This window comes from Anabaena azotica FACHB-119 (assembly GCF_014697625.1).
Classification (GTDB): Bacteria; Cyanobacteriota; Cyanobacteriia; order Cyanobacteriales; family Nostocaceae; genus Trichormus; species Trichormus azoticus_A.
On the sequence record NZ_JACJSG010000005.1, the window covers coordinates 42478 to 63286 of the forward strand.

Annotated in this window: 18 protein-coding genes; 5 read left to right on the forward strand and 13 right to left on the reverse strand. The window is 41.1% G+C overall.

Annotated features, from left to right (window positions below; genetic code table 11):
* The first annotated feature begins 123 nt into the window (after positions 1-123).
* Both H6G83_RS04890 and H6G83_RS04895 read left to right on the forward strand, forming a co-directional pair.
* Positions 124-645 carry a DUF1643 domain-containing protein gene (locus tag H6G83_RS04890; protein ID WP_190467812.1) on the forward strand — a complete coding sequence of 174 codons (522 nt, stop codon included), beginning with the start codon at positions 124-126 and terminating at the stop codon, positions 643-645.
* Positions 646-934: 289 nt separating this feature from the next.
* Entirely contained in the window at positions 935-1828 is an 894-nt protein-coding gene (locus H6G83_RS04895; RefSeq protein WP_190467816.1) for a nucleoside triphosphate pyrophosphohydrolase family protein, read from the forward strand.
* Between the two features lie 244 nt (positions 1829-2072).
* Here the strand turns inward: H6G83_RS04895 and H6G83_RS04900 are convergent, their stop codons facing one another.
* The 6 genes from H6G83_RS04900 to purE all read right to left on the reverse strand — a co-directional run bounded on the left by H6G83_RS04900 (position 2073) and on the right by purE (position 9610).
* Positions 2073-3281, reverse strand: a complete 1209-nt coding sequence (locus H6G83_RS04900; RefSeq protein WP_190467819.1) for a 4-hydroxy-3-methylbut-2-enyl diphosphate reductase — start codon at positions 3279-3281, stop codon at positions 2073-2075.
* Positions 3282-3663: 382 nt separating this feature from the next.
* Positions 3664-4401, reverse strand: coding sequence for an SGNH/GDSL hydrolase family protein (locus H6G83_RS04905; RefSeq protein ID WP_313935181.1), 738 nt, complete (start codon positions 4399-4401; stop codon positions 3664-3666).
* A gap of 305 nt (positions 4402-4706) precedes the next feature.
* Complete coding sequence (locus H6G83_RS04910) at positions 4707-6122, reverse strand: ammonium transporter (protein ID WP_190467824.1); 1416 nt, start codon at positions 6120-6122, stop codon at positions 4707-4709.
* Positions 6123-6616: 494 nt separating this feature from the next.
* Positions 6617-8206 (reverse strand): ammonium transporter, encoded by a 1590-nt coding sequence (locus tag H6G83_RS04915; RefSeq protein ID WP_190468151.1) that lies wholly within the window; start codon positions 8204-8206, stop codon positions 6617-6619.
* 704 nt (positions 8207-8910) lie between these two features.
* Positions 8911-9048 (reverse strand): hypothetical protein, encoded by a 138-nt coding sequence (locus tag H6G83_RS04920; protein WP_190467826.1) that lies wholly within the window; start codon positions 9046-9048, stop codon positions 8911-8913.
* Positions 9049-9088: 40 nt separating this feature from the next.
* The gene (gene purE, locus H6G83_RS04925; protein ID WP_190467829.1) at positions 9089-9610 is read right to left on the reverse strand and encodes a 5-(carboxyamino)imidazole ribonucleotide mutase; all 522 of its coding nucleotides are present in this window, start codon (positions 9608-9610) and stop codon (positions 9089-9091) included.
* 199 nt (positions 9611-9809) lie between these two features.
* On the opposite strand from purE, the gene nagA reads away from it, so the two are divergent.
* Entirely contained in the window at positions 9810-10952 is a 1143-nt protein-coding gene (gene nagA / locus H6G83_RS04930; RefSeq protein WP_190467833.1) for an N-acetylglucosamine-6-phosphate deacetylase, read from the forward strand.
* Positions 10953-10963: 11 nt separating this feature from the next.
* Here the strand turns inward: nagA and H6G83_RS04935 are convergent, their stop codons facing one another.
* From H6G83_RS04935 to H6G83_RS04965, 7 genes are all read right to left on the reverse strand, one after another.
* Entirely contained in the window at positions 10964-11275 is a 312-nt protein-coding gene (locus H6G83_RS04935; RefSeq protein ID WP_190467836.1) for a P-II family nitrogen regulator, read from the reverse strand.
* Between the two features lie 7 nt (positions 11276-11282).
* Positions 11283-12251: a sodium-dependent bicarbonate transport family permease gene (locus H6G83_RS04940; RefSeq protein WP_190467838.1), complete on the reverse strand. Its 969-nt coding sequence runs from the start codon at positions 12249-12251 to the stop codon at positions 11283-11285.
* A gap of 201 nt (positions 12252-12452) precedes the next feature.
* The gene (locus H6G83_RS04945) at positions 12453-12713 is read right to left on the reverse strand and encodes a hypothetical protein (protein ID WP_242044425.1); all 261 of its coding nucleotides are present in this window, start codon (positions 12711-12713) and stop codon (positions 12453-12455) included.
* 142 nt (positions 12714-12855) lie between these two features.
* Complete coding sequence (locus tag H6G83_RS04950) at positions 12856-13569, reverse strand: phytochelatin synthase family protein (RefSeq protein ID WP_190467841.1); 714 nt, start codon at positions 13567-13569, stop codon at positions 12856-12858.
* 19 nt (positions 13570-13588) lie between these two features.
* The gene (locus tag H6G83_RS04955; protein ID WP_190467844.1) at positions 13589-14497 is read right to left on the reverse strand and encodes a glycine betaine ABC transporter substrate-binding protein; all 909 of its coding nucleotides are present in this window, start codon (positions 14495-14497) and stop codon (positions 13589-13591) included.
* 51 nt (positions 14498-14548) lie between these two features.
* Entirely contained in the window at positions 14549-15175 is a 627-nt protein-coding gene (locus H6G83_RS04960) for an ABC transporter permease (protein WP_190467847.1), read from the reverse strand.
* A 75-nt stretch (positions 15176-15250) separates the two neighbouring features.
* Positions 15251-16006 carry an ATP-binding cassette domain-containing protein gene (locus H6G83_RS04965; RefSeq protein WP_190467850.1) on the reverse strand — a complete coding sequence of 252 codons (756 nt, stop codon included), beginning with the start codon at positions 16004-16006 and terminating at the stop codon, positions 15251-15253.
* Between the two features lie 385 nt (positions 16007-16391).
* Between H6G83_RS04965 and H6G83_RS04970 the strand changes: the two genes are divergently transcribed.
* Entirely contained in the window at positions 16392-18140 is a 1749-nt protein-coding gene (locus H6G83_RS04970; RefSeq protein WP_190467853.1) for an endonuclease, read from the forward strand.
* A gap of 540 nt (positions 18141-18680) precedes the next feature.
* A complete protein-coding gene (locus H6G83_RS04975; protein WP_190468158.1) occupies positions 18681-20318 on the forward strand; it encodes an alpha/beta hydrolase in 1638 nt (545 codons plus the stop codon).
* Positions 20319-20809: the final 491 nt, after the last annotated feature.

The window sequence follows — 20809 nt, forward strand, 5'->3', positions numbered from 1 at the left end:
TAAACGTATACCTAATAAGGCTACTTCGCTTTTTTTATTATATACCTAAATCAAGGGTTTTAGCTTTATACTGAGTAATAAAAAAACAACAAATTTTATTGGTGCAAGATGTAAGCTAAAAACATGGAAAGAAGAAAATATATATACATAGAAAGTGATGCCAAATTTGACGATAACAACAAGAGAAAGTATCGCTATTTACTCAGGCGTAAATGGAATGTAGATTTGCCGCAAGTTACTTTTGTGATGCTTAATCCCAGTAAGGCTAATGAGAAGGATGAAGATCCCACACTGCGTAGATGTATTGGCTATGCTGACTATTGGGGTTATGGTTCTCTTGAAGTGGTCAATTTATTCGCTTATATTGCTACAAATCCTCGTGATCTTCGCCAAGCGGATGACCCTGTTGGTTCAGAAAATAACTCTTATATTCAACTAGCGGCAAAACGCGCTAGTAGGATTATTTTAGCATGGGGTGCGAATGAGTATCTAGAAAAAAACCGTGAGCGTGAAAAAGAAGTGATAAGTCTAATTTATGGTCAACAACCTCTTTACTGTCTAAAGCTAACAAAGTATGGATACCCGCACCATCCGTTACGACTTTCAAAGGATATACAACCAATTATTTTTCCTAATTATTTCTGATAGAAATAGTTGAATTTATTCATCTATAGATTGCTAAGTTAGTACGTTCAAAAGATAAATCATTCAATTTCGTAGAGTGCGTTATGAACTTACTTTTATAAATTCAATCAAAATCATGCGTTACGTTGTCGCTAATACACCTATATAATGTAATATCTCTTAATATTGTAATTCCCTATGAACATAGCTCAATTTTTCAATGTTATAGTGCTACTTTTTAAGTATAATTATGGTTTTATTTTATATGTATAAAAATTAAAAATGACTTTGGAATATTAGAAATTGCATTATGAATTTCTCTGAATACCAAAGACAAGCATTAAATACAGACCAGATTCCTGCTGTTGAAAATACGGAATTAATCATACCCCTACTTGGTTTAGTTGGTGAAGTAGGCTCTTTGATGACAGAATATAAAAAACATTTACGCGATGGTCAGGCGCACAAACTATTTGAAGAAGGTATTGCGAAAGAATTGGGTGATATGCTTTGGTATATTTCCAATTTGGCTAGCAAGTTTAACCTTGATTTGGAAGAAATTGCGGAAGATAATCTTAAAAAGTGTCGTGACCGTTGGGGATGGAGAAATTCAAGCCCAATAGATGATAAAACTACAATTTATACATTCGACAGTGAATTTCCAGAACATGAAAGACTACCACGAAAATTTGAGGTAGAGATAACTGAGATTAGTGAAGGTAATACAGTCAAAATGAGGGCATTTGTCAATGGAAAACAGATTGGAAATGACCTCACAGATAACTTTTATTCCCATGATGGCTACCGCTTTCATGATGTTTTCCATTTTTCCTACGCCGCAGTTTTAGGATGGTCAGCAGTTACTCGTAGCAACCTCAAACGTAAACGTAAAAGTAATTCTCTTATTGATGAAGTTGAAGATGGAGGTCGTGCAGCAGCTATTGAGGAAGGTATATCAGCACTTGTATTTAGCTATGCCAAACATCATGGTTTTTTGGAAGGTATTTCAACATTGGATTATCAACTTTTAAAGACTATCAAGAATATTACAGCACATTTAGAAGTTTCTCAATGTTCACTGGGGGATTGGGAAAAAGCAATTCTCATGGGTTATGATATCTGGCGACAGGTAGAAAAATATCACAGAGGAACAATAGTTGTTGACCTGGATGCACGCTCGATAAGTTATCAAATAAGTCACTAGTATAATAGTTTTTCTTAGCATTACCTGAACTGACATCTTGCACCTTCTCAATAAGCAGGTGGTGGGCATTGCCCACCCTACGAAATAATAGACTTTTTGGCTTGTAATTTTAGCAATAAGCAAGTGGTGCAAGATATAAATAGAGATAGTTATCGGTGGTTAATTATTGTGTATTTTTGTAAAATAATTTTTAGGGTAGACAAAATGCCTACCCTTCAACTTTTATCTCTTGATTTAACAACCTCTACACTACTGGTACTGTGGCTTTCAGAGCAAAGATTTTTTCAATCACATCTTCGACTACTTTATCTGGAGTGGAAGCACCGGAAGTCACACCGACAACAATTTCGCCTGCGGGTAGCCAGTTTTCTGTAATCACTAACTCCCCATTTAATTGTCGATGTTCTATGGAAGTTCTTGATTTAATTCTCTCTACACTATCAATATGGTAAGAAGGTAATCCTCGTTCCTGGGCAATTTGTTGTAATTGAGTAGTATTGGATGAATTAAAACCACCAATCACTATCATTAAATCTACATTTTCTTGCACTAATTCTAACATGGCATCTTGACGTTCTTGGGTAGCGTCGCAGATAGTATTGAAACTTTGAAAGTGCTTGTTCAATTCCACAGGGCCATATTTTTGCAGCATGGTATGCTCAAAAAGTTTACCAATTTGCTCTGTTTCACCTTTGAGCATGGTTGTTTGGTTAGCAATACCAACTCTTTCTAAATCTGTATCTGGGTCAAATCCTGCGGAACAAGCTTTGGCGAATTTTTGCAAAAATTCGTCGCGGTTGCCACCATGCAGAATGTAGTCTGCTACATATTGGGCTTCTTTGAGGTTTAAGACGATTAAATATTTACCAGCAAAGGAACTAGTAGCAACTGTTTCTTCATGTTTATATTTTCCATGAATAATGGAGGTATAATCACCTTTTTTGTGTTTCTCTACTGTATTCCAAACTTTGGACACCCAAGGGCAGGTTGTATCAACTATTTTGCAACCTTTTTCACTCAATAGCTGCATTTCCTGAACGCTTGCACCGAAAGCAGGGAGAATGACCACATCATTATTAGCAACGACAGAAAAATCTTTTTTGCCAGCTTCCACAGGTACGAATTGTACCTGCATTTCCTGCATTCGTTGATTCACAGAGGGATTATGAATAATTTCATTGGTAATCCATATACGTTCTGTGGGAAAATGCTTGCGGGTTTCGTAAGCCATCGCCACAGCCCGTTCTACGCCCCAGCAAAAACCAAAGGCTTGGGCTAGGCGGATAGTAACATCACCCCTTTGCAGAGTGTAGTTGCGATCGCGTATTTCCTGAATTAAGCTACTCTGATATTCGGATTGCAATTGAGTAGCCACTTCCGCCTGATGTCCAAAGCCTTTACGGTTGTAATTCTCTGAATGTTGTAGTGTCCGCTTAAAAGTTTTTGTATCCATTGTTGTATTTGTTAATATCTTCTCTTTCTGATTCTCTCGCGCCAAGCGACCATTTGGGAAGATGAGAGGCAGTTGACAGTTGACAGGTGACAGGTGACAGGTGACATTAGTTTTTCTCCCTCATCTCCCTGTTCCCCTCCTGGGAGGGGTTAGGGGTGGGTTACTCCCTCATCTCCCTCATCTCCCTCATCTCCCCCCCGCCCCCAGCTCTTAAGGGCAGGTTTTTCATAAAGTAATCAGTGAGGACTATAAGATTCAGTAAATTATCAGACTTTCATCTACCCCTACACCCCTACACCCTTATACCCCTACACCCTAAAATCAGTGTTTTTGGGTCGAAGTGTAAAAAACCTGCCCTTGAAAGCCCGCCCCCAGTCCCCAGTCATTGCTGATAAATTTGCAACGCGGTGCGCCAAACTACGTAGCCGGCGGGGCTGAGGTGTAAGCCGTCGGTGGTGAACTCTTGGCGGAGGTTGCCTTTTTGGTTGATAAATAAGGGATATAAATCTATATATTTCACGCCTTGTTTAGTGGCTATGCTTTGTATTTGCTGATTTAATTTCTGAATGCGGCTGTTGGGGATAGCTAGCAATTTTTCTCGTCCTTCCCAAGTTGCGTCTTCTCCCCCATGCGGCAAAATCGACTGGACGAAAATTTGCGTTTTGGGGTGAGTTCTTCGTAGGTAACGCAGAATTTGTCGCTGATTATCTAATATGACATCATCACTTACGCCGCGAATTAAGTCATTAATGCCAATCATGACAAAGATTGTCTCTGGCTGAGTCTTGTCAAACAAACTCAATCTTTGTAATAGCCCACGGCTGGTTTCACCAGAAATTCCCTGATTTAGCCAGTTTCTATCTTCTGGTAATAACTCGACCGGAAACCACAAACTCAAAGAGTCCCCTGCTAGTATGCTTAAACGTTGGGGACGTTTATCGGCGGTGACGTTGGCTTCTTGTTTGAGAATTTCTAGCCATTTTTGGTAACTGAGTTGGTGACGGGGGCCTAACTCTGGGGTGGCGGTTTGGGCTTGACTGGCGGGAACTGGTACAGGTGCATTATCAGAAAGGACGGTCAATCTCTGCCGTTGCCAAATTAGCAGGATGACCGCCAGCATCAGTATGCCGTTGGATATGAGCGAGAAATAAGCCCAAACAGGAAAGTGTTTTGTAGTTGACACAACTAGCGACATCTACCAATGATTTGACTCAAATTTTAAATCGGGATTGGTGATTAGTCATTAGTCAATAGTCATTAGTCAATAGTCAACAGTCATTAGTCAATAGTCAACAGTCATTAGTCAATAGTCATTAGTCAACAGTCAACAGTCAACAGAGTTCTGAACTATGGACTATGGACTATGGACTATGGACTATGGACTATGAACTATGAACTATGGACTATGGACTATTGACTAAATTATTACTGCACAACGCGATCGCTAAATTCGGAATTATATCCTTCTTCGCCGTGTTCGTTGATGTCCAGTCCTTGGTATTCGGCTTCTTCTTTGACTCGTAAGCCAACTGTGGCATCAATAATTTTAAGAATGACCCAAGTGCCAACTGCGGCAATTATGTAAGCAATGAGTATTGCGGCTAGTTCTACGCCTAGTTCAGCAAAATTACCCTTGAGTACGCCGTTTTTACCTGCTGAGTTGACTTCGGCGGTGGCAAAGATGGCTGTGAGAATTGCCCCGACTGTGCCACCAACGCCATGTACTGGATAGGTATCTAGGGCATCGTCAACGTTTAGCTTATGTTTGAAGCTGACGGCGTAGAAGCAAACGACGGCTGTGATAAAACCAATTAAAATGGCTGCTAATGGTGTGACAAATCCGGCGGCTGGGGTAATTCCTACTAAGCCGGCAACTGCACCTGTGGCTGCACCTACGGCTGTGGGTTTACCGCGTAACCATGCTTCTAAAATTAGCCACATTAAAGCGCCAGCCGCCGCCGCCGTGTTAGTGGCGACGAAGGCGGTTGTGGCAGGGTTGGTAATTAAGTTACCGGAAGTACCGCTAGCAACTGATAATGCGCTACCTGCGTTGAAGCCGAACCAGCCAAACCAGAGTAAGCCTGCACCTAATAGGATAAATGGGACGTTGTGGGGAGGGCTGAGGCGGTCTGGATGGGTTTTACGTGGGCCTAAAACGATCGCCGCGACTAGGGCAGATACACCAGAACTAATATGTACTACTGTACCGCCTGCGAAGTCGAGCGCCCCCAAGCCGCCAGCTAAACCTAAGAATCCCCCTTTCGCCCAAACCATGTGGGCTAGGGGTGTGTAAACGAAGGTTGACCACAACAGGACGAATAGGGTATAGGCGCGGAAACTCATCCGTTCGGCGATCGCACCGGAAATTAAGGCTGGGGTGATAATGGCAAACATGGCTTGATAGATCATGAATGCCTGATGGGGAATTGTCGGGGCGTAAGAAACTACATCAACTGGTGCTGAACCTTGCAAATAACCTGTGGTTTCTAGCCCCACACCATTTAATCCCAACCACTGCAAACCACCTATAAATGGTAGCCCTGGCGAAAATGCCAAACTATATCCCCATAACACCCAGGTAACGCCGACAATTGCCATCAATACAAAGCTCATCATCAATGTATTGAGAATATTGCGCGATCGCACAAATCCACCGTAAAAAAATGCTAACCCTGGTGTCATTAGCAAGACTAACGCTGCCGATATCAGCATAAATGCTGTATCTCCGGTATCCGCAGGCGGTGGAGTAGTGGCGGAGGTTTGGGCAAAAGCATTGCCCATCAAAGGCCACCCCAAAAATAGTAAGGTAGTAGCCCCAATCATCAAAACTTTCTTAAACACGTTAATTTCGTTCTCCCTGATGACTTGTAGCGTTGTATACTTAGTTACATTTCAATGCTTTTGGCTAAAGATTTTTGTGTTACAAGCTACCCTGATTTATCTTTCCACAAAATTTAATTAAAAAATAATTCTTTTGGGGGGTGCTTTGAGTTAATTATTATGTAGTTAATAGCGAACACTGCACTTATAGCAGGGGACAGGTGAGAGGTGACAGGGAATAGGGTCAAAAGCTTTTGAAAACAAAGGTTTGAAGATTGGATGATGTCCTCATCTATAAGGCAATACGGTTCAGATAAGAATAATTAACCGCCGATAAACGCCGATAAACGCCGATTAGTTTAGATATTTAGTCAATGTTTCTGCCCAATTTAGCCTTAACTGAACCGTATTGATCTATAAGGCAACTGGTATGTGTTTTATAGTTGACAAAACATTATTAACAGAAAACCTGGTTTGCCAGAAACCAGGTTTATTATTTTTAACCAGACTATTGATTAGCTAATTGAGTAGTCTTCACCTTTGGAGTAGCCACCAGATGATTTACCTTCTGTAAATCCATCTGAACTCGCTTCTTTGAGGAAACCACTGTAGGCTTCCATACCATGTTCACCAATATCTAAACCTTCAAATTCTTCTTCTGCGGTGACTCTAATACCTAAAGTATTTTTCAGCGCTAGCCAAAATATGCTGCTGATAAGAACGGTAAATCCACCTACTGCGAGAATACCAACTACTTGGGGAATTAATGAACTCAGACCACCACCCAAGAATAAACCATGTGGGCCGATGGGCTTACCAGCCAAGTCTACCAACCAAGGATAACCACCAGGGCCGACGGAAAATAAACCCACAGCTAGAGTACCCCAAGTACCACAAACTAAGTGAACTGAGGTAGCGCCTACTGGGTCATCAATGCCGAGTTTGTCAAAAAATGGTACGGAGAAAACAACTATAATTCCGGCAATTAAGCCAATAATTGCGGAACTAGGTACGCTGACATAAGCACAGGATGCAGTAACACCAACCAAACCAGCTAATATACCGTTGATAATCATTGACAGGTCTGGTTTACCCAAGTACAACCAAGCTGTAACGGTAGCAGCAATACCACCAACTGCACCAGCCATGTTAGTTGTTAAGGCGATGTGAGTAATAGCATTGGGATCAGCCGCCATTACAGAACCGGGGTTGAAGCCGAACCAACCCAACCAGAGAATTAAGCAGCCCAAAGTCGCAATACTCATGTTGTGACCGGGTAAAGCTACAACTTGCTTATTTTGATATCTGCCGATACGGGGGCCAAGGAAGGCTGCACCCATCAAAGCCGCCCAACCGCCTACAGAGTGGACTACTGTGGAACCGGCAAAGTCAAAGAAACCCATGTCAGCTAACCAGCCAGCACCCCAGATCCAATGTCCGGTGATGGGGTAAGCAACACCTACGAGTAAAAGGCTGAAAATCAAGAAGTCAACAAACTTGATTCTTTCGGCGACTGCACCAGAAACAATTGTGGCGGCGGTTCCCGCAAACACTAGCTGGAATAAAAACTTGGCGGCTAAAGGTACGCCTGTCCAGTTCAGCGCACTAAACACGCCTTTGTAAGCGTCTCCTGTCGCCGGGCTGTTATCTGCCCCAGCTAGGAAAAACCCATTTAAACCGATGAAATCGTTACCATCACCAAACATTAAGCCAAAACCAATTGCCCAAAATGCTACGGTGGATAGGGCGAAGACAATCAGGTTTTTAGCTAGAACGTTGACAGCGTTTTTCTGACGACAGAAGCCGGTTTCTAACATACAAAAACCAGCATTCATAAAGAATACTAAAAAAGCGGCGATCGCTACCCAAAGAGTATCAAGCGCCACTTTCAGGTCTGCTGTTGTCGGCCCTGCTGGGGCTTGGGCAACTGCCACATAACTCCAACCCAAAACAATTAAACAAGCCAGAGGTATGCAGGCTTGCCAACTGGGAGATAATCGTTTAACTAGATTAGATATCTTTTGTGTTGGGCTAGATTGTCTATTATGAGCGTAGTTCCTTCCTGAAAAACACCTATTATTTGCCCTTGATTTCTGTTTATACATGGTGATGAAAACTAACCCTCCAACTAACTTAAACACAGAAATAATCCAGTGAATAGAAAAAATAACACCCTAATTTCTACGCAGTGGCTACGATAGTTTTTCTGTAAAACCACTGGTTTTCAGATTGTTGATTTGATGATTCCAATTAGCAGTTTAAAAAATCAAGGTGCTTTTGTAAATATTTCTACCTTCAGTTCTGAAGAAATTATTATATGTTTATTTGCATATATTTACATATTCTTCATTAACTCTTCAATCAAGAAAAACCCTTATCTGCTATCGGTTTCACAAATATTAATGATAATTAGTAACAGACTGCCTCAAGTCACTAAGTTTGATGAAGGAAATTCAACAACATTATGTTGAATAGTCGCCAATTTTTACCCAAAATATAGTTTTCACAACTCTCAACACAAAATACCGGAATTACGTAAGTAACTCCTGTTTTACAAGTTGAAGCCCAACTCGCTGGAAAATAAATTTGATTGATTTTCTAGTTACTTAAACATTAATTCTGTATTCTTAACTACAGTTTTTTAATTTAAGAGAGGTTTTGTTAGTTATACAAAGTTAAATAAACTAGTCCAATCCCCTGCCAAATCAGCAATTCACTATAATTAGCTCTACTTAGTTATAGAACTATTAATTTTTGATAAAGAATTTAACGATTTAGTCAATAGTCAATAGTCAATAGTCATTAGTCATTAGTTGTTCTTCCCCATCTCCCCCCACTCCCTCATCTCCCTCATCTCCCTCATCTCCCTCTTCCCCTCTTGGGAGGGGCTAGGGGTGGGTTTCTCCCTCATCTCCCTCATATTCCTCATCTTCCTCATCTCCCTCATCTCCCCCCAGTCCCCAATCCCCAGTCCCCTGTCCTCAGTCTCAACCTAATTCCTGCTGCAAATACTGCTGATAGCCTAGCTGTTCTAGTTTTGCTTGCTTTGCCATCACTGATTGTGACAAGTTTTGACGGTATTGTTGAACTTTGTCGAGTAGTTCTGGCTGCTGAGTAGCAAGTATCTGTACTGCAAGTAGTCCAGCATTTTTGGCATTACCGATCGCCACCGTAGCTACAGGAATACCCCCAGGCATTTGTACAATTGAATATAAAGAATCCACACCTTGTAAGTTCCTTGTCGCCACGGGAACACCAATTACAGGTAGAGGGGTCAGAGATGCTACCATACCGGGGAGATGGGCTGCACCGCCAGCACCAGCAATAATTACCTTGATACCCCGATGGTGAGCCTGCTGGGCATATTCCACCATCCGTTCTGGTGTACGATGGGCTGAAACGATCGCCACTTCAGTTTCGACACCAAACTCTTCACAAATAGCGATCGCCTCTTTCATCGTAGGCAAATCCGAATCACTGCCCATAATAATGCCAACCAAAGGAGTCATAATTAATTCAAAAGTAAAGTAGGGTGCAATTATCATCTCATGGGGACTGGGGACTGGGGACTGGGGAAAGGGGAAAGGGGAAAGGGGAAGGGGAAAGGAAGAAGACAACTGACTATTGACTAATGACTAATGACTATTGACTAATGACTATTGACTAATGACTAATGACTAATGACTATTGACTAATGACTATTGACTAATGACTATTGACATTATTAATGCTAGAGTTCCCGGATACAAAGATTTGCAGATGCTTTTGGTGAATCAGGCGGGGATAATTGAACGAATTTTGCCGATGGGGACTGTGTTTAAACGGGTTCCGTCATCAGATTTGCAAATAATAGATGTGGCTGGGGATTGGGTTTCTTTGGGCGGTGTGGATTTGCAAATTAACGGGGCTTTGGGTTTGGCGTTTCCTGATTTGGCGGCGGATAATGCCCATTTATTGGGGAAAATATGTCAGTTTTTATGGGATGTGGGGGTAGATGGGTTTTTGCCTACGTTAGTGACGACTTCAGTAGAGAATATACAGCGATCGCTAGCTGTAATTGCTGATTTTATCTCTACTCCACAACCAGGTTCTCAAATTTTAGGTGTACATCTGGAAGGCCCATTTTTAAATTATCAAAAACGGGGCGCTCACCCGGCTGAGTATTTGTTACCCCTAACAATAGATGAAGTTAAACGGGTTTTGGGAGAATATGCCCATGTCGTTAAAGTCATGACTTTAGCCCCAGAGTTAGATACCACTGGGGAAGTCATCCCATATTTACGTTCTTTAGGAATTACCGTCAGTTTAGGACATTCTCAAGCAACTGCTAACCAAGCCCAAAATGCTTTTGCATTGGGTGCAACAATGGTAACTCACGCCTTCAATGCTATGCCGCCTCTACATCACCGCGAACCTGGACTTTTAGGGGCGGCAATTACCCATCCTCATGTTATGTGTGGTTTTATTGCGGATGGACAGCACGTTTCGCCTATTATGCTGCAAATTTTGTTGCGTGCTACTAAAGGGTTGTTTCTGGTGAGTGATGCGCTGGCTCCCCTTGGGCTACCCGATGGGGTGTATCCTTGGGATAGTCGGCAAATTGAAGTCACAAAAGGTACAGCAAGGCTACCAGACGGTACATTATCGGGGACGACTTTACCGTTATTGGTGGGGGTGGAGAATTTGGTGAAGTGGGATGGCGATGTGGAAACTGCGATCGCCCTTGCTACTGATGCCCCAAGGAAGGCAATTGGTTTACCAGGAATTTTACAAGGACAATCTGCAAATTTATTACGCTGGCATTGGGATAATGCTAGAAAAGAACTTACATGGAAAAGATTCTTGAAATAAACCGGATTGATTTATAACGAAGCAACGCATTTTACAGAGCGAACTTCCATGACATCAGAAATGTAACAAGTACCGCCAAATTTATTAAGCAGGGGTTTGATGTTTTCTACTACAGGTTTGACGTACTCTGGTTTACAGAAGGCGATAATATAGACATTATCAACCATGATCGTGTCTAAATCTTCCGTTGTGCCGCGTAATCCTTTACCTTCAACATTACGAATGACGGCATGACCATTTACTCCCGATTTGTCTAAACCTTCTAAAATTTTGCTCAATTCAAAGGCATTGGCAATAATTTCTATCTTTTTCACAAGGTGCATATTATCATTATCTCCAAAATAGGTTGATTCCGTATTGGTATAACGGAATCCCCACAATAATATTGAACGGAAAGGTCACTGCTAGAGCAGTGGAAACATACAGGCTAGGATTGGCTTCTGGAACAGTTATACGCATAGCTGCGGGGACAGCAATGTAAGAAGCGCTGGCACACAGCACGGCAAATAATAGGGTGTCTCCAGGGGGCATACCAATTAATTTGGCAATTAGTAACCCAATGCCTGCATTGAGTATGGGAATTAGTATGGCAAATAAAATCAGGAAAACGCCAGTTTTTTGCAAGTCTTTAATTCTTCTAGCGGCTACTAGTCCCATATCTAAGAGAAAAAAGGTGAGAGCGCCATAAAATAGTCCTTGTGTGAAGGGTTCCAATACTTGCCAACCATGCTCTCCTGTTAAGAAGCCAATCAACAGGCTACCAATTAACAAAAAGACTGAACTATTCAAAAAGGCTTCTTGCAAAACTTCAGACCAGGAAAATTCTCGCTTTTCTTCAACGCTGAAGACATTGACTAATATCAATCCCACGATGATTGCTGGCGATTCCATTAAGGCTAGGGCTGCTACCATGTAACCATCAAAATTAATGCCCAACTGATTCAAAAAAGTGCTGGCGGTGATGAAGGTAACGGCGCTGATGGAACCGTAGGTGGCGGCGATCGCCGCAGCATCATAAATACCCAATTTTAGTTTTAAAATAAAAAAGGTGTAAATTGGCACAACACAAGCCATCAACATTGCTGCTAGCAGAGTTAACACAACATTCTGAGTCGCGCCACTTTTGATCAGTTCTACTCCTCCTTTAAAACCTATTGCAAATAGCAAATACAGCGATAGGGCTTTAGGTATAGGCGCAGGAATTTCTAGATCGGACTTAACCAAAACAGCAGCCATTCCCAAAAAGAAAAATAATATCGGCGGGTTGAGGATGTTTGACAAAATCAAGCTACCATCCATTTCCAGCCCTCCCAATTTTGATCAAGTCGGTAATTGAAGAAATTTTTCATCTTTAAAATTTTCCCGTTTGACTCATGATTTAGCGTGTATTGCCCCCTCCTGTCAATCGGGGTAGTCATTATTTCTGACTATTTTGATAGGTTTGTAGTCAGCAGTTTAGGCACAATCAATGACTAAAGTCCTGACTACGCACAATTTTATTTATGGTATCGAATTCAACAAAATTTCTATCATTTTGTATCCCCATTTGTATGTTAAAAATCCACAAATAATTGCTAGGGTCAAACAGCCAAGGATGTTTGTAGTTAAAGATTGTGCAGAACCAAACCAATCAGCATAACTCCAATAAACTGCAGCAATTATCGCTCCAGTTAATACGCCAGCACTAAAGCGGATAATCACCATTTTCTTATTTTCTGATTTTAATGGCTGTGAGTTTGATTCTAGTGGTAAAGGATTCATAAAAATTTACCTTTTGGTAAGTTTGATAAGATTTTATAGTAAGGGATATAAATAATTATTAACTTTACGATCGCCCATTTTTCATGTGAATTATGCGATTGCTCCTGATACATTACACATGATAATATTTTTCTGTTCCCTTTCAGATTTTACTCACCAACACAAAACCGCGAGTTTTCTGTGAAACTGAATCAACTGTGTTCATAGCTTTCCATAAGTCTGCTGTCTTTACCCAAACGGGAGGATATTTATAACGGGAGACATCCATAATTAAAAATCTATCTGTCTGCTCATTGTATGCGGCTAAAGGTGATATATGTCCGCCTCTTTCTTGCCCTATTTCTTTACGTAAATAATTAACTATAACGTAGTTGCCTTTCTGTTTGAGATTTTCTGCTGCTTGTTTTCTAAATTCTTCTAAACTGGTATCACCAGCGTGACGAACTGCTACTTTCACACCATAACTAGCTATTAAACCTCCCAATTCCTCCAGAGTCATCCCTTGACGAGCAACTACTTCAGGTGCAATAACTGCTTTAGTTTTTGCATTATTAAAAAAGTTATCTTGGGTGAATACCCGATAGGGTGAATATTGGGGTGTTTCTGGTGCATTAATGCCCAAACTATTCAACACCATGATAATACTAGCTACACCACAATAGGCTTGATTATTTTGCGTAACAAACTGCATACTCAGAGGAAAAAAGTCTTCTCTTGCACGACTTGTGAGGAGTAGTTTTTCTCCTTCATGAGAATTAAAGCCGATGAGGTTAGGCGAGAGTGTGAGGGTTTGAGCTATGGCTTGGCTGGTAGAAAGTAAAAGTCCAATAATTGTTGCTGGGGTCAAGTTTTTCATAATTATAACGCAGAGGTTTTTAGGCTTGTTTGAGGAGTCCTTTGGATTTACGGAACTCCCGTACTACTTCTTTGATGTCTTGTAGTTCCCCTTCAACTAAGTAATTTAATTGTCGCATTTCGTCGGCAGAAATTTTGCCAGTTAATTGAGCGATCGCAGTTTTTAATTGCGGGTATTTTCTCAGGGTTTCTTGTCTGACAATGGGCGTTGCTTCATAAGGAGGAAAGTATTTTTTATCATCTTTTAGCACTACCAAACCTAAGCGAGCGATTTGTCCATCTGTGGAATTACCCGCTACCATATCAACTTGTTTTTGAATTAAAGCCCGATATATTAAACCCAAGTCCATAATTTGGGGTGGTTTACTAAACTTGAAACCGTAAGTCTTTGCTAACCCTGGAAAACCATCTTCTCGTTCTAAAAATTCATAGCCGAAACCGCCGCGCCATTGAGGCGTATATTCAGCCGCTTCGCTCAGAGTTTGAATTTTGTAACGCTTTGCATCTTCTCCCCTGACGATGATAGCGAAGGTATTTTCAAACCCCAAACTAGGCATTACTTCTAACTTGAATTGTTGAGCATAGGCTTGTTTTAGTTTCTCATAAACAACTTTAGGGTCATTAATAACTGGTTGTTTCAAAATGCCCGTAAAAGCTGTACCTGTATATTCAATATAAGCATCTATTTTGCCAGCCAGAATTGCACTATGGCACACGAAAGAGCCGCCCAAGCGAGGACGACGAGCTACTTTTAAGTTAGTTGTATCTTCAATTTGTTGAGCTAAAATCTCACCGAGAATATCTTGTTCTGTAAAGTCTTTAGAAGCTACAGTAACATCACCGTTAGTAGTAATTGTATTGGGATTGCAACTAGCGATCGCCAAAACTAAACTAAAAGCTAATAAGAAAAATATGAGAAATCTTTTCATTATTTATATTGGCTCAGAAGCTGAAAATCTCAAGCAGTAACTCTAGCGTCTCTAAAACTTTAACCTCTTTTCCAACCAGCCAATTAACAAATCAGCCACTAGGGCAATTACCGCCGCCGGTACTGCTCCTGCTAAGATTAATTGATTATTAACGACAGCAATTCCCCGAAAAATAAACACGCCCAAACCACCAGCACCAATTGCAGCTGCAATAGTTGCAATACCAATAGATATCACCGTCGCCACTCTTACCCCTGCCAAAATTACCCCCATTGCTAAGGGAATTTCTACTTGTAATAATAATTGTCTATCAGTCATGCCCATTCCTCGCCCAGCTTCCCGAATTGCTGGATCTACGCCAGTTATGCCTGTGTAAGTATTGCGAATTATGGGCAAAAATGAATACAAGGTCAGGGCAACAATTGCCGGGATAACACCAATGCCACCAATCACAGGCACAGGGATGAGTAAGCCAAATAATGCCAAACTGGGAATAGTTTGGAGTATATTTGCTATACCTAAGATTGGTTGACGGAGTTGTTTTTGACGGGTGATTAAAATGCCTAAAGGGATACCTATGATTATAGCGATCGCGATCGCCACGCCCACCAAAAATAAATGCTCCAAGGTATGCTGTATAATTTCTGGGGCATACTTAATTAAGAAGAAATCTTTCATAAATTAGGGATTGGGGATTGGGTACTGGGGACTGGGAAGATTTAAATTGAGATTTCCCTTGTTTTCTTCTTGTAATTAACTAAGTTGTTGGGAATGCAGACATTGCAAAAAGGCAATACTTTCGGGATGTTGGGAAGCCATAAATTCATCCTTTGTTCCTAATACAACTAATTCTCCCCCATACATTAAACCAATTCTTGAGGCTAAAACAAAGGCTTCTTGAATATCGTGGGTAACAAATACCACCGTCTTACCTAACTCTCGTTGCAACCGCCGAAACTCTTGTTGCAGTTCTAGTCTGGTGATGGGATCAAGTGCGCCAAAGGGTTCATCCATGAGTAAAACTGGGGGATCTGCGGCTAAAGCCCTAGCTACACCAACTCTTTGTCTTTGTCCTCCAGATAATTCATGCGGGTAACGTTGAGCAAATTGTGCAGGATCTAAGCCTACCAGATGCAACAATTCATAAACTCGCGTTTTAATTTGTTTAGGTAGCCAACCTTCTAAACTAGGAACTAAACCTACATTGCGTTCAACTGTGAAATGGGGAAATAAGCCAGTTTCTTGAATTACATAACCAATCTTACGCCGCAGTTGAATTTCATCCCATTGTGATGTAGGTTTTCCGGCAAATAAAACCTCGCCTTGAGTAGGAGTAAACAGGCGATTAATTAACTTCATGGTAGTAGTTTTGCCACTACCACTTCGTCCCAGTAATACTAATGCTTCTCCTTGGTAGATGGTGAAATTGAGATGGGATACTAAAGGACGATGGTTGCGGCTAAGTGTCACATCATGAAATTCAATTATGGCTGAATTAGCTTTCGACATAGAATTAATTTTGTGATTATAAATTACTGGCGATAATAAGTTGATAGTCAGTAGACCAAAAAGTTTGGCGATCGCTAAAAAATACTATTTTCAATACCTCATTAATTTCTGTGTCATATTCATTAAGATTGTTAATTTTATGGTAGTGGTAAATATGTAGTGGCTAAATTTATCATCATTATATAGGACTCATATTTGATTTCTGAAATATAAGTAGGGTGGGCATTGCCCACCGTATCATGGTTTTGGTGGGCAATGCCCACCCTACAGATACTTAGATTTTTTCAACAATCAATTCGGATTCCTATGTATTTACCACTACCCATATATTTGAGATGGCGCTCCAATTGAATTTAGTCTCTGTTTGCAATTAAGGACAATGTTCATGAGTTCTATCCGCAAAGTCTTGCAGATACTATGCTTGATTGTTTTTCTGGCATTTTGCCTTCCTTCAGGTATCGCTCATGGTGTAGAAGTTACATCTTTGGTAGGGAGTCCTACGCAACTGACGGTTGCTACCTTCAATGTCGAAAACCTTGATCCTAAAAGGGAAAATATCTCTAAGGTGGAAGGTAATTCCCGGAGAAATATTGATGATGATATCAGAAGCGGTAAGTTTACAGCTTTGGCAAACCAGATTGTTACTAATCTTCAAGCACCAGACATTATTGCTTTGCAAGAAGTACAAGACAATGATGGAGCCGAGTTGAGTTCAGTGGTTGATGCTGCTCTGACTGCTGAGACTTTAATTAGTTCTATCCAATCTGTAGGAGGCCCGGACTATAAGTATCAAGAAATACCTCCTGTGAACGGCTTGGACGGAGGTCAACCAGGTGGCAATATCCGCGTAGGCTTTTTATTCAATCCTCAACGAGTTAAACTACAAAAGCTAGAACGCTTTGCTGACGATCCAGCCTTTTTAGAAAGTCGCAAACCTTTAGTGGGTGAATTTACTTTCAATAATATTCCCGTCACCCTGATCAACAATCATTTTGCTTCTAAAAGTGGAGGAGCGGCTTCTAACCCAAAACGGATCAGACAGGCAACAATTGTTAACAAATTTGTGGGAGATCGCTTAACTACTAACCCAAATGCCAATATTGTCGTGCTTGGTGATTTGAATGATACTCCAGATTCGCGACCGATAAAAGCTTTGGCAGGAAATGAGCTAAAAAATTTAGTCAACAATATTCCCCTAGAAGACCGTTATTCTTATATATTTCAAGGCAGAAAAGAACAAATTGACCAGATTCTGATTACCCCAAACTTATTCAACAAGGGAAATCCACAGATCAATGCTGTTCATGTTAACGCAGGTATTTCTGAATCAGCTAGCGATCACGACCCTGTGATTGCTCGGTTTATTCTATCAGCTGCTGGTGAGACTACCCCAATTACATCAGTCCCAGTTACCAATTCGGAAACAGCAGTTACAGCAAGCACGATTTTATCTGGTATTACAGGAGACGGTTTACTCTCACAACTAGATAGCCTTTACTCTCCTCGTACTAGCCTGGGATATGGTAGCGCTCGCGATTTGCTTTACACCAAAATAGATAATCAAGGTGGTATACTCACAGATATCTATGCTGGTTACACTGTGCCGCTCAGTCAAAATTCCAATAAACCCAGAGAGGAAGCGGCGATACACAGAATTAACGCTGAACATATCTGGCCGCAGAGTCTGGGAGCTGATGGCCCAGCAAAAAGCGACTTGCATAATCTCTTTGCTTCACGGATGGAAATTAACAGCGATCGCTCAAACTTCCCATTTGCAGATATTCCTGATAATCAAACTACTTCCTGGTATATCGAAGATGAAGAACTGAGTTTCCCACCAAATCGTCAAGATATTGACAAGTACAGTGAATTCAGACGGGGATTCTTTGAACCACGGGAGGCTAAGAAAGGAGATATTGCTAGGGTAATATTCTATTTTCGCACAGTCTATCCAGAATTGGCAAATGCCAGCTTCTTTGAACAACAACAGGATACCCTCTGTAAGTGGCAAGCAGACGATCCCATTGATGCAGGTGAAGTTGCACGCAGTCGTGCGATCGCTCAAACACCCCAAGGCAATGAAAATCCATTTGTGTTAGATCCCACTCTGCCAAAACGAACCTATTGCAGCTAAAAAGTCCAGCAAGTCCCAACTCCTAATAGTTTGGGACTTCTGTTTTTGGGACATTGTGCAATTAAATCCATCTCTCCCACAATCAGCACTTAAAATAAGCCTCCCAAGGATAGATGCAATTTGCTGCCAAAATGGCTAACCTGACTATTCAGCACGATAGATGGCGCAAATGAGAGCATACGAAAGTATGCGTTTGCATTATACTGCAAACAGCATATTCGTGACTCCTCAACCCATCAAAGTTTTCATCTAATCTTGGGTTGGCGATTTTTCAGTAGTCAATGGTTGTCATTTGCTTTAACAGTGAACAGTGAACAGTTATCAGTTAAATTCTTGGTGAAACACCAATTGGTGGAAGGCGTAGGGAGGCGCTTCTTTATCCCCCACCATACCCAGTCAGGACTGATAACTGATAACTGATAACTGATTTAATACAGCCGCACCACTTGTTACAAGCTGGGGAACTGCGTATTAAACAAAAACAACTGACCATTGACACTTGCAGTTTGTTTGGACGAAGTAGACAAGCGGATTATTCTCATGAAAAGGTTTTTGAAGTATCTGAGTCTGGGTTTACTGTCCACTCTTTTGACCGCTAAACCAGGTTTAAGTGCTGAACGTATCAGTCTGTTTTACCCTCCTTTTGGTGAATTTTCTCTACCTGTTAATTCGTTAGAAACTTTCGCTAAAGAAGGTAAAATCGACAATGATTTCCAATTTTATGCTCAACGTTTAACTCCTGAACAACTAACTCAACTGCGAGAATTTCTTCAACAACGTTTTAATGTAACTCCTACTTTAATATCTCAAGTTACTTACTCACCTATCGGGGAACAAGTTTTGCAGCGTCTGGGGGATATAGTACAAACTGATTCTCGTCAGAATGGCTTTTATGCTTTACGTGGTGCGCTACTTGTATCGGCTTCCCAACCACAGGGTGTATCAGTGATTAATGTACTGCGTAATTTTCCTAGCACTAATGTTAGGCTGAATTTCTCAGAAGGCGTGCGAATATTTAATGACTTAGCACAATTTACTAGAATTAGGGATAAAGTTTTTGCTTCTCTACAACAACAGAGTTTAGCCGAGGTTATTGTTACTGATCAGAATGTATCTCAATTGCCGGATTTACGATCGCCAGGAAAATTCCGTTGGCAAATAGCCAGCTTTAATCTCAACGATAGGCAACGCGATCGCCGTTTACCAGTAGATTTATATATACCCCAAACAACTCAAGATACTCAAGGACAGCCGCCTTTCCCCTTAATTGTCATTTCTCACGGCATCGCCTCTGACCGCTATAGTTTTATTTACCTAGCCGAACATTTAGCATCCTACGGTTTCGCCGTTGCTGTATTAGAACATCCTGGTAGTAACGCTAAACGCTTTGAACAATATTTTGCCGGGTTGGCAGGCCCACCGCAACCCAGAGAATTTATTGACCGACCTTTAGATATTAAGCTTCTGTTAGATGAACTCCAACGTTTGGCACAATCTGATTCCCGGCTTGGGGGTAAACTTAATTTTCAGCAAGTTGGTGCGATCGGTCAATCCTTTGGTGGTTATACAGTATTGTCTTTAGGAGGCGCAAAGATTAATTTTGCCCAACTCAACCAAGACTGTAACCCAGAGAATTCTGGTTTGAATGTATCGATATTGTTACAATGTGAGGCGAATCAGTTACCTCCACAAAATTATCAGTTACAAGATAGTCGAATTAAAGCAGTCATTGCCATTAATCCTATTAGCAGTGCTGTTTTTGGTGAAAATGGTATTAATCAAGTGAAACTACCTGTAATGATAGTAGCTGGTAGCCAAGATATTTTTGCCCCACCAGTACCCGAACAAATTCGCCCCTTTAGTTGGCTTCCTAACCCCAACAAAGATTTAGTTTTAATAGAAAACGCCACCCACTTCACTCTCATCGGTGACTCACCCCGTGGGAATAATGTCTTACCAGTACCAAGCGGTTTACTTGGCCCTGAACGGACTCCGGCTTACTCCTATCTCAACGCTTTAAGCGTGGCTTTTCTCAGCGCCAATCTACTCAATCGTCCTGAATATCGTGCTTATTTGCAACCTTCTTACACTCAATCTATCAGTCAACCTCCTTTAAACCTCAGTATTTTGCAATCCTTGAGTAGCGAACAATTGACGAAAATTGTAGGCAGTAGGTAGTGGGGACTGGGGGGAGATGAGGGAGTGTGGGGAGATGAGGGAGATGAGGAGCAACCCACCCCTAACCCCTAAGAGGAGGGGAAAGGAGCAGGGAAGCAGGGGAGAATAACAACTGACAACTGATAACTGATAACTGTCAACTGTCAACTGTCAACTGTCAACTTCATTTGTTCCCCACAAATATGTCTTTTTTGTGTCATATATATGACAATTTTCTGTTAGATAAAAATATTTGCGCCAATTGTCAGGGGATCATAATATTTGTACTCAAGTATTCATAAAAACTTATATAAAAATCAATCGTCTATATATCTGTTTGTTAATAAGTATTAAGAAATTCTTATTACTGATTGTTGCAGGTACTTGATTTAATTGCTAACGTGTGTAAAGCAACGGTAATGATAAACGCTCTGATTCAAAAGAGGTAAAATCTATGAGCCATGTCAATTTAATCAATAGTGAAAGAAATTGATTGTAATTTGCACAATTGA

Excerpts from the sequence above, each read along its gene's own strand:
- H6G83_RS04945 (WP_242044425.1), bottom strand. The coding sequence starts at position 12,713 with ATGAATCCTTTACCACTAGAATCAAACTCACAGCCATTAAAATCAGAA.
- H6G83_RS04935 (WP_190467836.1), bottom strand. The coding sequence starts at position 11,275 with ATGCACCTTGTGAAAAAGATAGAAATTATTGCCAATGCCTTTGAATTG.
- H6G83_RS04890 (WP_190467812.1), top strand. The coding sequence starts at position 124 with ATGGAAAGAAGAAAATATATATACATAGAAAGTGATGCCAAATTTGAC.
- H6G83_RS04960 (WP_190467847.1), bottom strand. The coding sequence starts at position 15,175 with ATGAAAGATTTCTTCTTAATTAAGTATGCCCCAGAAATTATACAGCAT.
- nagA (WP_190467833.1), top strand. The coding sequence starts at position 9,810 with ATGACTATTGACATTATTAATGCTAGAGTTCCCGGATACAAAGATTTG.
- H6G83_RS04905 (WP_313935181.1), bottom strand. The coding sequence starts at position 4,401 with ATGCTGGCGGTCATCCTGCTAATTTGGCAACGGCAGAGATTGACCGTC.
- H6G83_RS04955 (WP_190467844.1), bottom strand. The coding sequence starts at position 14,497 with ATGAAAAGATTTCTCATATTTTTCTTATTAGCTTTTAGTTTAGTTTTG.
- purE (WP_190467829.1), bottom strand. The coding sequence starts at position 9,610 with ATGACTCCTTTGGTTGGCATTATTATGGGCAGTGATTCGGATTTGCCT.
- H6G83_RS04940 (WP_190467838.1), bottom strand. The coding sequence starts at position 12,251 with ATGGATGGTAGCTTGATTTTGTCAAACATCCTCAACCCGCCGATATTA.
- H6G83_RS04950 (WP_190467841.1), bottom strand. The coding sequence starts at position 13,569 with ATGAAAAACTTGACCCCAGCAACAATTATTGGACTTTTACTTTCTACC.
- H6G83_RS04965 (WP_190467850.1), bottom strand. The coding sequence starts at position 16,006 with ATGTCGAAAGCTAATTCAGCCATAATTGAATTTCATGATGTGACACTT.
- H6G83_RS04970 (WP_190467853.1), top strand. The coding sequence starts at position 16,392 with ATGAGTTCTATCCGCAAAGTCTTGCAGATACTATGCTTGATTGTTTTT.
- H6G83_RS04920 (WP_190467826.1), bottom strand. The coding sequence starts at position 9,048 with ATGAGGGAGATGAGGAAGATGAGGAATATGAGGGAGATGAGGGAGAAA.
- H6G83_RS04900 (WP_190467819.1), bottom strand. The coding sequence starts at position 3,281 with ATGGATACAAAAACTTTTAAGCGGACACTACAACATTCAGAGAATTAC.
- H6G83_RS04895 (WP_190467816.1), top strand. The coding sequence starts at position 935 with ATGAATTTCTCTGAATACCAAAGACAAGCATTAAATACAGACCAGATT.
- H6G83_RS04975 (WP_190468158.1), top strand. The coding sequence starts at position 18,681 with ATGAAAAGGTTTTTGAAGTATCTGAGTCTGGGTTTACTGTCCACTCTT.
- H6G83_RS04915 (WP_190468151.1), bottom strand. The coding sequence starts at position 8,206 with ATGTATAAACAGAAATCAAGGGCAAATAATAGGTGTTTTTCAGGAAGG.